We start from the raw sequence: 12,772 nt of genomic DNA, 5'->3' as shown, positions 1-12,772 counted from the left end.
CTGCACCTTGCGCAAAAACGACGGAGGGGAAAAGGGGGCAGGGCTCTCGTCAAGCGCTATTTGCGTGCAGGAAGCTCGGCGGACAAAGCTCGCCGAGGATCCAGTCGCGGAAAATCCGGATCTTGGGCGTGTTGCGGCGCGCGTGCGGATAGGCAAGCCAGTAGTCGCAGCCGTCGCTGCAGCGCAGATCAAAGGGCTGGTAGAGCCGGCCGAGCGCGACATCATCCGGATAGAATTCCGGCGTCAGGATGGCGACGCCCTGGCCGGCGACGGCTGCGCGTGCCTCGAAGGTCTGTGCGCCAAGCCGGCTGTGCGGCCGTCCCTCGAGATCGGGATCGTCGACCCCGGCGGCCTTGAACCACATCGGCCACCAGGGATCGCCGGCATCGATGATGCGAAGCTTCAAGAGGTCGCGTGGTTCGTGTACGCCGCCGATGGTCTCGGCGAGCGCCGGGCTCAGCATCGGGCTGAACTCGACGCGCATGAGCGGATGGGTGTCGAGGCCGGGCCAGACGCCCCCGCCGGAGCGGATCGCGAGGTCCGCGGGCTCGCGGCTAAAATCGGTGAGCGAGTCGCTCGTCGTCAGCCGCACGGCGATGTTGGGATGGGCAAGCTGGAAGCTGCCGATGTTGCGGGCAAGCCATTGCGAGGCGAAGGTCGGGGTCGAACTGATGAGGAGCGCGCTGTCGATATCGCCGCGGGCATTGGAGACGGCTTCCTGCAGCATCTCGAAGGCTTCGGTCACACGCGGTGCCAGCCGCTGGCCGACGTCGGTCAGCGAGATCTGACGCGGGCGCCGCAGGAAAAGCGGTTCGCCGACATTCTCCTCGATCAACTTGATCTGGTAGCTGACGGCGGTCTGGGTCATGCCCAGTTCTTCGCCGGCCTTGGTGAAACTGCCGAGCCTGGCGACCGCTTCGAAGACCCGCAGCGCATTCAGCGGAAACTGCTTCGACATCTTCATGGATAAGTTCTCTTGATGCATGCAGACGGATGTTCGATTGGATTTCGATCCTCCTCCACGGCATCCTCCAAGTCAACTTCCCAAGACGAACAGGTGCTGAAATGAGTTGCGACACATTCGAACGTACTGAAAGAAAACCATTTCTTTCAATCGAGCCGGTCATACGGCTCACGGCTGCCCTGTTCGGCGGCCTCGTTGCCCCCAAGCCGATGCTGGATGTCAACGCTCTCTCCGACCACATGAAGAGAGATATGGGTTTCATGGATGTCCATAGCCCGCATAGCGACGACGAGGAGGCGATGGCCAACGCCCGTCGCCTGCTCAGCATCAATGAGTTGCCGCGGATTTGAGGCAAATCTTGATGGCCGTCAGCGATCTCGCAGACGCTCGACGGCCATCAGCACACGCTCCGGTGTTGCCGGGGCATCGAGCCGCGGGCACTCGCGATAATCCGCGACACTGGCGACTGCCATGGAAAGCGCCTCCAGAACCGAGATCGGCAGCATGAAGGGCGGCTCTCCTACCGCCTTGGAGCGGCCGATGGTCTTCTCGGTATTGCTCGACCATTCGGCGAGCTTCACATTGAAGATCTTCGGCCGGTCGGAAGCGAGCGGGATCTTGTAGGTGGAGGGGGCGTGGGTGCGAAGCCGGCCCTTGTCGTCCCACCACAGTTCCTCCGTCGTTAGCCAGCCCATCCCTTGCACGAAGCCGCCCTCGATCTGGCCGATGTCGATCGCCGGGTTCAACGAACGGCCGACATCGTGCAGCACGTCGACACGGTCGACCATGTATTCGCCGGTCAGCGTATCGACAGACATTTCCGAAACCGAAGCGCCATAGGCGAAATAGTAGAAGGGTGTGCCGCGGCCGCTGGCACGGTCCCAGTGGATCTTCGGCGTCTTGTAATAGCCGGCCGCCGACAGCTGGATGCGGCCCATATAGGCCTGCTTGATGAATTCGGGGAAAGGCACCAGCTCTTCACCGATCTTCACATGGTTGGGCACGAAGCTGACATGATCAGGCGTCGTCTGCCAGCGCTCGCAGGCGAAGGCGACCAGCCGCTCCTTGATCTGGCGCGCGGCGTCATGAGCCGCCATGCCGTTCAAGTCCGAGCCCGAGGAGGCGGCGGTCGCAGAGGTGTTCGGCACCTTGCCGGTGGTTGTCGCGGTGATGCGCACCCGGTCGAGGTCGACCTGGAAACTGTCGGCAATCACCTGCGCAACCTTGATATAGAGGCCCTGGCCCATCTCGGTGCCGCCATGGTTCAGGTGGATCGAGCCGTCCTGATAGATGTGCACCAGAGCACCCGCCTGGTTGAAGGCGGTCATGGTGAAGGAGATGCCGAATTTCACCGGCGTCAGCGCGATGCCCTTGCGGATGATGCGGCTCGTCTTGTTGAAGTCGAGGATCGCCTGGCGACGCGCCTGATAGTCGGCGCTCTCCTCAAGCTCGGCGACGATGCGGGCAATGATGTTGTCTTCGACCCTCTGGTGGTAGGGCGTGAGGTCCCGGCCCGAGCCGTTCTCGCCATAGAAGTTCAGCTTGCGGATCTCCAGCGGATCCTTGCCGAGCTGGTAGGCGATTTCCTCGATGATGCGTTCGCCGCCGACCATCCCTTGAGGCCCGCCGAAGCCGCGATAGGCGGTGTTGGAGACCGTGTTGGTCTTCAGCGGCTGCGAGGTGAGCTTCACATGCGGGTAGAAATAGGAGCTGTCGGCATGGAAGAGTGCCCGGTCGGTGACGGGGCCGGAGAGGTCCGACGAAAAGCCACAGCGCGCCGCATAGTTGGCATGAACCGCATGGATGCGGCCGTCGTCGTCGTAGCCGACGTCGTAGTCGACGAGGAAGTCATGGCGCTTGCCGGTTGCCGTCATATCCTCGTCCCGGTCGGGGCGGAACTTGACGGCGCGATTGAGCTTCTTTGCCGCAACCGCGGCAAGGGCGGCGAACTGGTTGCCCTGCGTTTCCTTGCCGCCAAAGCCGCCGCCCATGCGGCGGACGTTCACCGTCACCGCATTTGAGGGCACGCCGAGCACATGCGAGACCATGTGCTGGATCTCGCTCGGATGCTGGGTCGAGGACCAGACGGTGACCTCGTCGTCCTCGCCGGGTATGGCGAGCGCGATATGGCCTTCGAGGTAGAAGTGCTCCTGGCCGCCGATGCGCATTTGCCCTTTGAGCCGGCGTGGGGCCTTTTCCAGCTCCGCCTCGGCGTCGCCGCGCTGCAGGGTCAGCGGCTGGGTCACCAGCTCGCCGCCATGGGCGACCGAGTCGAGAATGTCGGTGAAATGCGGCAGGTCGCGATAGGTGATATTCGCCAGCCGTGCGGCCCGGCGGGCGATGTCGCGGGTCTCGGCGATCACCGCAAAGGCGGGTTGCCCATGAAACTGCACGAGACCATCGGCAAGCACTGGCTCGTCATGCAGGTGGCTCGGGCTGATGTCGTTGGAATGCGGCATGTCCCTGGCGGTGAGCACACAGACGACCCCGGGTACGGCGGCGACGGCCGAGAGGTCCATCGCGGTGATCTCCGCATGCGCCCGGTCGGTCATGCCGAGTGCGCCATGCAACGTGCCCACGGGTTCCGGCATGTCGTCGATATAGTCGGCGGTGCCGGCGACATGTTTGTGGGCGCTGTCGTGGCGCTGCGCCGCGTGCATCTCGCCCCGGATTGCCTTGCGTTCCTCGAAGGTGGACTTGTCCATGATCATCTGTCTCCCGCGGCGTAGCGCACCAGTTGCGCGGGCTCGCCACCGCTTTCCAGGAAGAAACGCATCAAGAGGTTTTTCGCCGCCAGCATGCGGTAGTCGCTTGTCGCCCGCCAGTCGGTGAGCGGCTGGTAGTCGGTCTCGAAGGCGACTTGTGCTGCGCGAACCGTCTCCTCGGTCCAGGGCTTGCCGATCAGCGCCGTTTCCACATTCGTGGCGCGCTTCGGCGTGCCGGCCATGCCGCCGAAGGCGATGCGGGCGGAGCGGACCACTCCGCCGTCTACCGACAGGCGGAAGGCGCCGAGCAGGGCGGAAATGTCCTCGTCGCGGCGTTTTGAGATCTTGTAGGCGGCAAAGAGATCGCCGGCCGGAAGACTTGGCACGAAGATGCTTTCGACGAATTCGCCCGGCTTACGGTCCTGTTTGCCATAGGCGATGAAGAATTCTTCGAGCGGCAGCGTCCGGCGACCCTCCGTCGAGCGCAGCGTCACGGTGGCGTCGAGCACGATCAAGGGCGGCGGGCTGTCGCCGATCGGCGAGCCGTTGGCGATGTTGCCGCCGATCGTGCCCATGTTGCGCACCTGCTCGCCGCCGATCCGGTCGATCAGCGGGCCGAGGCCGGGAAAGGCTTTGCCAAGCGCGGCATAGGCCATCGTGTAGCTAACGCCGGCACCGATCGTCAGACCCGGCTCCGTCTCCTCGATGCGCTGCAACTCGGCAATGCCGTTGATGAAGATGGCCGGGTTGATCGGCCGCATCTGCTTGGTCACCCAGAGGCCGACATCGGTGGAACCGCCAACCACGGTCGCCCCCGGATTGTCGGCAAGCGCTGTCGCCAGGCCGTCGCCGTCCGCAGGCACGATCAGACAGGTGTCGCCCTGGCGAATGGTGATCGTCTCGGTCGGCGCCAGTGCCTTCAGCCGGGCGGTGATCGTTTCGCGTTCTCGCGTGATCGGGTCGAAGATTTCGGAGGGGCGCGCCTTTGCCGCCGCTTCCGCGGCGCGCACGATCGGCTCATAGCCGGTGCAACGACAGAGGTTGCCCTGCAGCGCCTTTTCGATATCAGCGCGGCTGGGATCGTCGTTTGCGAGCCACAGGCCATAGAGCGACATGACGAAGCCGGGCGTGCAGAAGCCGCATTGCGATCCGTGGAAATCGACCATCGCCTGCTGCACCGGATGCAGCGTCCCGTCCTGGCCGGCAAGATGCTCGACGGTGACGACATGGGTTGCCTGCAGCGAGCCGAGGAAACGGATGCACGCGTTGACGGCTTCATAGACGAGCCTGTCGCCGGCAAGCCTTCCGACGAGCACGGTGCAAGCGCCGCAGTCGCCCTCCGCACAACCTTCCTTGGTGCCGGTCAACCGACGCTCCAACCTCAGGTAATCGAGCAGGGTCGCGGCCGGTGCGATGTCGGAAAGCGCGACCTCGCGATCGTTGAGGATGAAGCTGATGCTTCCGTTTGGCTGGGGCATGCCACTCATTCCCTGCTGCTGCATATTGCCTGAAATCACTTTGATCTTAGGTGGTTATGCAGAAAAGCAAAGGGCCGTGGAAATTTTTGGCTGTGTCCGTGCGTGTGGCTACTGTGCCGTCCAGCCGCCGTCCATCGACACATGCGTGCCGGTGATCTGGGCGGCATCGTCGCCGGCGAGATAGACGGCAAGCGCTGCCACCTGTTCGACGGTGATGAACTTCTTGGTCGGCTGGCCCTTCAGCATCACGTCGTTGATGACCTGCTGTTCGGTGATGCCGCGGGTGCGTGCCTGATCGGGGATCTGCTTTTCGACGAGCGGCGTCAGCACGTAGCCCGGGCAGATCGAATTTGCGGTGATACCGTTTTCGGCGACTTCGAGAGCGACGGTCTTGGTCAGGCCGAGGACGCCGTGCTTGGCGGCGACATAGGCCGCCTTGAATGGCGAAGCGACGAGGCCATGGGCGGAAGCGATGTTGATGATGCGGCCCCAGCCTTTCGCCTTCATGCCGGGAATGGCGGCGCGGATCGTGTGGAAGGAGGAGGAAAGGTTGATCGCGATAATACGATCCCATTGCTCGATCGGGAAATCCTCGACCTTCTCGACATATTGGATGCCGGCATTGTTGACGAGGATATCGACGCTGCCGAAGTGCTCGGTTGCGGTCGCGATCAGATCAGCGATCTCGGCGGGTTTCGTCATGTCGGCGCCGTGATAAAGCACCGTTCCGCTCGTCAGCGCGCTGACGTCGTCCGTCGCTTGTCTGATCTCATCCGGGCTGCCGAAGCCGTTCAGCACGATGTTGGCGCCGCCCTTGGCGAAAGCCTTGGCGATCGCAAGCCCGATTCCGCTCGTCGAACCGGTGATGACCGCTGTTTTCGTCATTGTTGCTCTCTCCCTTCGTGGCGCTGCGGGCTGCTTTGTTGCGGCGCAACAGCGCCAGCCTACGCGTAAAACGGGCGCACTGACAATTGTGTTTTTGAGCTCCGGGCCGCAGAGTTGCCGCGGGGGCCAGCGAAGCCGATCGGTTGCGTTTTGTTTTCGTTTGACATTCGTTTTGCCATCGTATTGAAGTTTTCGAAATGAGATCCCGCCCTTGAGGACGGGTGAATAAACATGCGTGTGGCCGGGGAGGGGCATATGGGCGGATATATTCTCGCGATCGATCAGGGTACGACCTCAAGCCGGGCGATCGTCTTCGACGGTCAGCAGCAGATCGCTGGCGCCAGCCAGAAGGAATTCAAGCAGCACTTCCCCAAATCCGGCTGGGTCGAGCACGATCCCGAGGAAATCTGGCAGACGGTCCTTTCGACGGTCCAGGAAGCGATCGCCAAGGCGGGCATCACCGCCGGCGACCTTGACGGCATCGGCATCACCAATCAGCGCGAGACGGTCGTCGTATGGGATCGCGAAACCGGCAATCCGATCCACAATGCCATCGTCTGGCAGGACCGCCGCACTGCGTCCTATTGCGACAGGCTGAAGAAGCAGGGGCTGGAAAAGACCTTCACCAGGAAGACCGGCCTGCTGCTCGATCCCTATTTCTCCGGCACCAAGCTCAACTGGCTGCTCACCAACGTCGACAGGGCCCAGGCGCGCGCTTCCAAGGGTGAGCTCTGCTTCGGCACGATCGACACCTTTCTCATCTGGCGGCTGACCGGCGGCAAGTCCTTCGTGACCGATGCCACCAACGCCTCGCGCACGCTCCTCTACAACATCTCGGAGAATGCCTGGGACGACGAACTGCTGAAGATCCTGAAAGTGCCGCGCGCCATGCTGCCGGAGGTCAAGGACTGCGCCGCCGATTTCGGCGTCACTGACCCGGCAATCTTCGGCGCCGCCATCCCGATCCTTGGCGTTGCCGGCGACCAGCAGGCGGCGACGATCGGCCAGGCCTGCTTCAAGCCGGGCATGCTGAAATCCACCTATGGCACCGGCTGCTTCGCGCTGCTCAACACCGGCAAGGACATGGTGCGGTCGAAGAACCGGCTGCTCACCACCATTGCCTATAGGCTCGACGGCGAAACGACCTATGCGCTGGAAGGTTCGATCTTCGTTGCCGGTGCTGCCGTGCAATGGCTGCGCGACGGCCTGAAGGTGATCAAGGCGGCACCCGATACCGGGACGCTCGCCGAGAGCGCCGATCCGACGCAGGAAGTCTACCTGGTGCCGGCCTTCACAGGGCTTGGCGCGCCGCACTGGGATCCGGATGCGCGCGGCGCGATCTTCGGCATGACCCGCAACACCGGCCCCGCCGAGTTTGCCCGCGCCGCGCTCGAAGCCGTCTGCTACCAGACGCGCGACCTGCTCGAGGCGATGCACAAGGACTGGCGCAACAACGGCAAGGAAACGGTGCTGCGCGTCGATGGCGGCATGGTCGCCTCCGACTGGACGATGCAGCGGCTGTCCGATCTGCTCGACGCGCCGGTCGACCGGCCCGTCATTCTCGAGACCACCGCGCTCGGCGTCGCCTGGCTTGCCGGCAGCCGTGCTGGCGTCTGGCCGAAGCAGGAGGCGTTCGCCCAGTCCTGGGCGCGTGACCATCGCTTCGAGCCGGCCATGGACGAGAAGACGCGAAAGGCCAAGCTCAGGGGCTGGCGCAACGCCGTCAAGCGCACGCTGAGCTGAGAACCAGGACTGGGCGGTTTTCGCCCGCATCATCCGGTTCCTGCCAATCATCCGACACAGGCTCCATTCATGCTCATCCGGGAAACACAGCGTTTCCCGGATGAGCATTTGCTGCCCACGCGCGCGGCAACTATCTGTTGTCACAACAGAAATAGGACGGGCATCATGGAACTCGGGCTTTATACGTTTGCGGATGTCGATCCGAATGCGGCAGACAAGGGCAAAGAGGGGCAGCGGCGCCTCAAGAACCTTCTCGAAGAGATCGAGCTTGCCGATCAGGTCGGCCTCGACGTTTTCGGTCTTGGCGAGCATCACCGCCCTGACTATGCGGCCTCGGTACCCTCGGTCATTCTGGCCGCTGCCGCCGCAAAGACGAAAAACATCCGGCTGACCAGCGCCGTGACGGTGCTGAGCTCGGACGATCCGGTGCGCGTCTTCCAGCAGTTTTCGACGCTGGATCTGATCTCCAATGGCCGCGCCGAGATCATGGCCGGTCGCGGCTCCTTCATCGAATCCTTCCCGCTCTTCGGTCAGTCTCTCGACGATTACGACCAGCTCTTTGCCGAGAAGCTCGATCTGCTGATGGCGCTGCGCGACAGCGAGAAGGTCACCTGGTCGGGCGAGATGCGGCCGGCGATCCATGATCGCGGCGTCTATCCGCGGCCGCTGCAGGAGGTGCTGCCGCTCTGGATCGCCGTTGGCGGCACGCCGCAATCGGTGGCGCGGGCAGGAGCACTCGGCTTGCCGGTGGCGCTCGCCATCATCGGCGGCGAGCCGCGCCGTTTTGCGCCGCTCTTCGATCTCTACCGCGAGGCCGCGCGCCGGGCCGGCCAGGATGCGACCAAGCTGAAAACCAGCATCAACGTGCACGGCTTCATTGCCGACACGACGGACCTCGCCGCAGACCAGTTCTACGGACCGCAGGCAGAGGTGATGAACCGCATCGGCCGCGAGCGCGGCTGGGGGCCGACGAACCGGGCGCATTTCGACCAGGCACGCAGCCCGAACGGGAACCTCTTCCTTGGCGACCCGGAGACGGTGGCGGAAAAGATCGTCGAGAACTGGAAGCTGTTCCGCAACGATCGTTTCCTGCTGCAGATGGCGATCGGGCCGATGCCGCATGACCAGATCATGCGCGGCATCGAGCTCTACGGCACCAGGGTGGCGCCGCTGGTGCGCACGGCGCTGGCGGAAGAGAAGGCGGCGGCACGGGCCGCCGTCTGACCTCAAACGCCGGGTTCAGTGTTCGATTGCCGACCGTCCCGTTCGGCGCTGGCATAACGTATAGCGACACGCTACATGTGAGCGCGAAAGCGAGACACGGATGACCCTCAACAACGAAGAAGATCTGCTGCGGCTGAAGGAAATCGGCCGCATCTGCGCCAATGCCTTGCAGGCGATGGGCGAGGCGCTGGAGCCCGGCATCACCACGGCGGAACTGGACGCGATCGGCCGCAAGGTGCTGGAAGAGGCCGGCGCGCGCTCGGCGCCCGAGCTCTGCTACAAGTTTCCCGGCGCCACCTGCATCAGCGTCAACGAGGAAATCGCCCACGGCATTCCCGGCAGCCGGGTGATCCAGGCGGGCGACCTCGTCAACATCGACGTCTCGGCCGAGAAGGACGGCATCTTCGCCGATACCGGCGCCTCCTTCCCGGTGCCGCCGGTCACGGCCGCGATCGACCGGCTTTGCCGCGACGGCAAGCGGGCGATGTGGGTGGGCCTCAAGCAGGTGCGTCCCGACCAGCCACTGGCGGCCATCGGCAACGCGATCGGCGACTTCGCCCGCAAGAACCGCTATTCGCTCGTCACCAATCTCGCCAGCCACGGCATCGGCCGTTCGCTGCACGAGGAGCCGACCGAGATCGCCACCTGGCCTGATCCACGCGAACGGCGCCGGATGACGGACGGCATGGTCTTCACCGTCGAACCCTTCCTGTCGATGGGCGCGCAATGGGCCGAAGGCGGCAACGACGATTGGACGCTCTACAGCGATCCAAGGGCGCCAACGGTGCAATACGAGCACACCGTCGTCGTCACGCGCGGCGGGCCGTTGGTCGTGACGCTGCCCGGCTAGATCAGGGATGCGATTGCGGGCCGCGGCCGTCATCGCTCCTCTAACCCATTGAAATCGGCGATCGTTCGATTTCTTCAATAGGTCCTTCAATTATTGTCGTTTGTGGCGCGTCGTGTTGCGGTGCAATAAACTGACATGACCACGCTCGACAGACCGCTTCAGGCCAATATCTCCGCCACGGCAACCGCCGGCGCCATTGCCATGGCCGTCGCCATGGGGTTCGGCCGATTCTCGTACACGCCGATCCTGCCGGCGATGATGGCCGATCTGGGCTTGTCGCCCGGCGATGCCGGCCTCATCGCCTCGGCAAATTTCGTCGGATATCTCGCAGGCGCGATCCTTGCAGCCTATGGCTGGGCGCACGGACATGAACGGCGTATCGGCCTTATGGCGCTCGTCGCCACGACGGTGCTGCTTGCGGCCATGGGGCTCTCGTCCTCTGTCGCCGCGCTGGCGCTCATCCGGTTCCTGGCCGGCCTTGCCAGCGCCTTTGCGATGATCTTCATCTCCGGCATCGTGCTTGGCCATGGCCTGCTTGCACGATCGGAGCATGTGCCGGCCGTCCATTTCGGCGGCGTCGGCCTCGGCATCGCATTTTCGTCGCTCTGCGTCTGGGCAAACCCGCTTGCGGGCCATGCCGGCCTGACGACCTCCATGGGCGACTGGTTCACCGGGGCTCTGGTTGGATTGATCGGGACCATTGTCGTCGCCGCACTTCTGCCAGGCGTTCCGTCGACCGGTGCGGGCACGGTGCGCGAGAAGCCGCTTCGCTGGACGCGACCGCTGACGGTGGTGACGTTCACCTACGCACTCTTCGGTTTCGGTTACGTGATCACGGCCACCTTCCTCGTCGCCATGGCGCGTGACCCGACCGGCGGCCACGGCATCGAGTTTCTCGCCTGGTTGCTGACAGGTCTTGCCGCCGCACTGTCCGTCTATCTCTGGCGCTTTGCCGCGCCGCGCTTCGGCCTTGCCGGCGTCTACGCAATCGGCCTTCTGGTCGAGGCGGTCGGCCTGGTTCTGACGGTCAGCCTGCCCTTGCCCTATGCGCCGCTTGCCGGCGGGCTGATGCTTGGGGCTACCTTCATGATGATCACGGCTTACGGCCTGCAGATCGGCCGGCAACTTGCGCCGGACAGTCCGCGCAAGGCGCTGGCGCTGATGACCGCCGCCTTCGGCATCGGTCAGATTATCGGTCCTCTGGTCGCCGGTTGGCTGGCGGACCGCACCGGCAGCTTCTCCGCGCCAACCTTGATTGCGGCAGCCGTGCTCTTCCTCTGCGGCGGCGTTATCCTCGTCGAGTTGAAGCGGATTTCGGCAGCGTTGAGGGCGTGACAGGCACCGGACGGGTTCCTTCGGTGCCGTCCTCCGCCCGGATGAAATAACAGTAACGTTTACATTACCCGATTGTTGATAGCGGCGCTTTGCCCTAGTTTCGGCGCTTCGGGGGGCGTATCTCGCGTCATCCAAAGAGAGTCGAACGTGACGGTCTTCAAGAAACGTCACGATCAATAAAACGAAAGCGCCGCACCTTGCTCGAATCGTTCTTTCCCAAGCCGAAGCTGTTTTTCCTTTCCGTCGCTCTCTGGTCGCTCGTCGTCGTCGCCTTTTGGTATGCTACCGGCGAACAGCTCGGTGCGGCCCTCGGCCTGCCGCCCGTGGGCGAAGCGCCCATCGGCCTCGGGCATTTTGCAACGACGGCGTCGATCTGGTTCTACATCTATTTCATCCTCAGCATGGTGCTGTTCTGCCTGTTCTGGCAGCTTTACGCGGTCGATTGCCCGTGGCGGAAATGGTCCGTCTGGGGGTCGGCGTTCATCGTATTCACCGTTTATTTTTCTGTCGACATCAGCGTTGCGCTTAACAATTGGCGCCGCCCTACGTTCGATAGGATCGTTGAGGCGCTGAAGGCACCGAACACCGTCCAGGCCTCGGAAATATACGGGTACGCCCTGATATTCTTCGAACTGGCGTCGGTTTACATCGTTTCGGCCGTTCTCATCAGCTTCTTCACCAGCCACTATCTGTTCCGCTGGCGAAACGCGATGAACGACTACTACTATGCGAAGTGGTCGAAGGTCCGTCACATCGAGGGTGCCTCCCAGCGTATCCAGGAAGACACCATGCGGTTTGCAACGACGGTGGAAGGATTGGGGGTCCGCCTAATCGATTCGCTGATGACGCTGATCGCCTTCCTGCCGGTGTTGCACGCACTTTCAGCCAACGTGAAAGAACTGCCGATCGTCGGATCGATACCCTATCCGTTGGTCCTGGCGGCGATTTTCTGGTCGCTTTTCGGTACGGTGCTACTTGCTGTCGTCGGCGTGAAGCTGCCGGGCCTCGAATTCCGTAACCAGCGCGTCGAGGCGGCATACCGCAAGGAACTCGTCTATGGCGAGGACCACGCCGACCGTGCTTTGCCCCCGACCGTTACGGAGCTGTTCAGCAATGTGCGCAAGAACTATTTCCGCCTGTACTTCCACTACATGTATTTCAATGTTGCCCGGTACTTTTACCTGCAAACGGATAACATCTTCGCCCTTTTCCTGATGGTTCCGTCGATCGTCGGGGCAACGATCACCTACGGGCTCTTCCAGCAGATCCAGGGCGCGTTCTCGCAGGTGACGAGTTCGTTCCAGTATCTGGTTAATTCCTGGCCGACGGTGATCGAGCTCATTTCCATCTACAAGCGCCTGCGTGCGTTCGAAGCGGCAATCGAAGAGCAACCATTGCCGAACATCGATCAGCAGTTCATCGAAGCGGGCGGAAGGGAAGAGTTGGCGCTATGATAGAGCTTGCCACGCGTCGCGCACATCTGCTGCGCGACGCGCCAGGAAATGATCTAACTCTCTGAAATGACGCAATTCCGCACGGAAGACCGTTTCACGCTTTTCTAGGAATGCGCTACCCGTCCTGGGCTGTG

General features: G+C 63.0%; 10 protein-coding genes. 6 read left to right on the top strand and 4 right to left on the bottom strand.

What is annotated here, in order from left to right:
• Window positions 1-49: 49 nt before the first annotated feature.
• Window positions 50-964 (bottom strand): LysR substrate-binding domain-containing protein, encoded by a 915-nt coding sequence (locus IB265_RS12310; RefSeq protein ID WP_057252987.1) that lies wholly within the window; start codon window positions 962-964, stop codon window positions 50-52.
• Window positions 965-993: 29 nt separating this feature from the next.
• On the opposite strand from IB265_RS12310, the gene IB265_RS12305 reads away from it, so the two are divergent.
• A complete protein-coding gene (locus IB265_RS12305; RefSeq protein WP_058321176.1) occupies window positions 994-1,314 on the top strand; it encodes a hypothetical protein in 321 nt (106 codons plus the stop codon).
• A gap of 18 nt (window positions 1,315-1,332) precedes the next feature.
• Here IB265_RS12305 and xdhB read toward each other — a convergent pair whose 3' ends face one another.
• The 3 genes from xdhB to IB265_RS12290 form a co-directional block, all read right to left on the bottom strand.
• The gene (gene xdhB / locus IB265_RS12300; protein ID WP_057254310.1) at window positions 1,333-3,669 is read right to left on the bottom strand and encodes a xanthine dehydrogenase molybdopterin binding subunit; all 2,337 of its coding nucleotides are present in this window, start codon (window positions 3,667-3,669) and stop codon (window positions 1,333-1,335) included.
• A 2-nt stretch (window positions 3,670-3,671) separates the two neighbouring features.
• The gene (gene xdhA / locus IB265_RS12295; protein WP_057254312.1) at window positions 3,672-5,147 is read right to left on the bottom strand and encodes a xanthine dehydrogenase small subunit; all 1,476 of its coding nucleotides are present in this window, start codon (window positions 5,145-5,147) and stop codon (window positions 3,672-3,674) included.
• Window positions 5,148-5,255: 108 nt separating this feature from the next.
• Complete coding sequence (locus tag IB265_RS12290) at window positions 5,256-6,032, bottom strand: 3-hydroxybutyrate dehydrogenase (protein WP_057252991.1); 777 nt, start codon at window positions 6,030-6,032, stop codon at window positions 5,256-5,258.
• A gap of 255 nt (window positions 6,033-6,287) precedes the next feature.
• Between IB265_RS12290 and glpK the strand changes: the two genes are divergently transcribed.
• From glpK to sbmA, 5 genes are all read left to right on the top strand, one after another.
• Entirely contained in the window at window positions 6,288-7,775 is a 1,488-nt protein-coding gene (gene glpK / locus IB265_RS12285) for a glycerol kinase GlpK (RefSeq protein ID WP_057252993.1), read from the top strand.
• A 165-nt stretch (window positions 7,776-7,940) separates the two neighbouring features.
• A complete protein-coding gene (locus tag IB265_RS12280) occupies window positions 7,941-8,999 on the top strand; it encodes an LLM class flavin-dependent oxidoreductase (RefSeq protein WP_057252995.1) in 1,059 nt (352 codons plus the stop codon).
• Window positions 9,000-9,099: 100 nt separating this feature from the next.
• On the top strand, window positions 9,100-9,849 hold the full coding sequence (gene map / locus IB265_RS12275) for a type I methionyl aminopeptidase (protein WP_057252997.1): 750 nt from the start codon (window positions 9,100-9,102) through the stop codon (window positions 9,847-9,849).
• Window positions 9,850-9,984: 135 nt separating this feature from the next.
• Complete coding sequence (locus IB265_RS12270; RefSeq protein ID WP_192494799.1) at window positions 9,985-11,184, top strand: MFS transporter; 1,200 nt, start codon at window positions 9,985-9,987, stop codon at window positions 11,182-11,184.
• Window positions 11,185-11,381: 197 nt separating this feature from the next.
• Window positions 11,382-12,638, top strand: a complete 1,257-nt coding sequence (gene sbmA, locus IB265_RS12265) for a peptide antibiotic transporter SbmA (protein ID WP_057252998.1) — start codon at window positions 11,382-11,384, stop codon at window positions 12,636-12,638.
• Window positions 12,639-12,772 lie beyond the last annotated feature (134 nt).

Source organism: Ensifer sp. ENS10, assembly GCF_014852025.1.
In the GTDB taxonomy this organism is placed as follows: Bacteria; Pseudomonadota; Alphaproteobacteria; order Rhizobiales; family Rhizobiaceae; genus Ensifer.
Note: the sequence above shows the minus strand (reverse complement) of the source record. Positions and strands in the feature narration are given on the sequence as shown.

Coding starts and splice junctions, on each gene's coding strand:
- IB265_RS12310 (WP_057252987.1), bottom strand. CDS start 964: ATGAAGATGTCGAAGCAGTTTCCGCTGAATGCGCTGCGGGTCTTCGAA.
- IB265_RS12305 (WP_058321176.1), top strand. CDS start 994: ATGTTCGATTGGATTTCGATCCTCCTCCACGGCATCCTCCAAGTCAAC.
- xdhB (WP_057254310.1), bottom strand. CDS start 3,669: ATGGACAAGTCCACCTTCGAGGAACGCAAGGCAATCCGGGGCGAGATG.
- xdhA (WP_057254312.1), bottom strand. CDS start 5,147: ATGCCCCAGCCAAACGGAAGCATCAGCTTCATCCTCAACGATCGCGAG.
- IB265_RS12290 (WP_057252991.1), bottom strand. CDS start 6,032: ATGACGAAAACAGCGGTCATCACCGGTTCGACGAGCGGAATCGGGCTT.
- glpK (WP_057252993.1), top strand. CDS start 6,288: ATGGGCGGATATATTCTCGCGATCGATCAGGGTACGACCTCAAGCCGG.
- IB265_RS12280 (WP_057252995.1), top strand. CDS start 7,941: ATGGAACTCGGGCTTTATACGTTTGCGGATGTCGATCCGAATGCGGCA.
- map (WP_057252997.1), top strand. CDS start 9,100: ATGACCCTCAACAACGAAGAAGATCTGCTGCGGCTGAAGGAAATCGGC.
- IB265_RS12270 (WP_192494799.1), top strand. CDS start 9,985: ATGACCACGCTCGACAGACCGCTTCAGGCCAATATCTCCGCCACGGCA.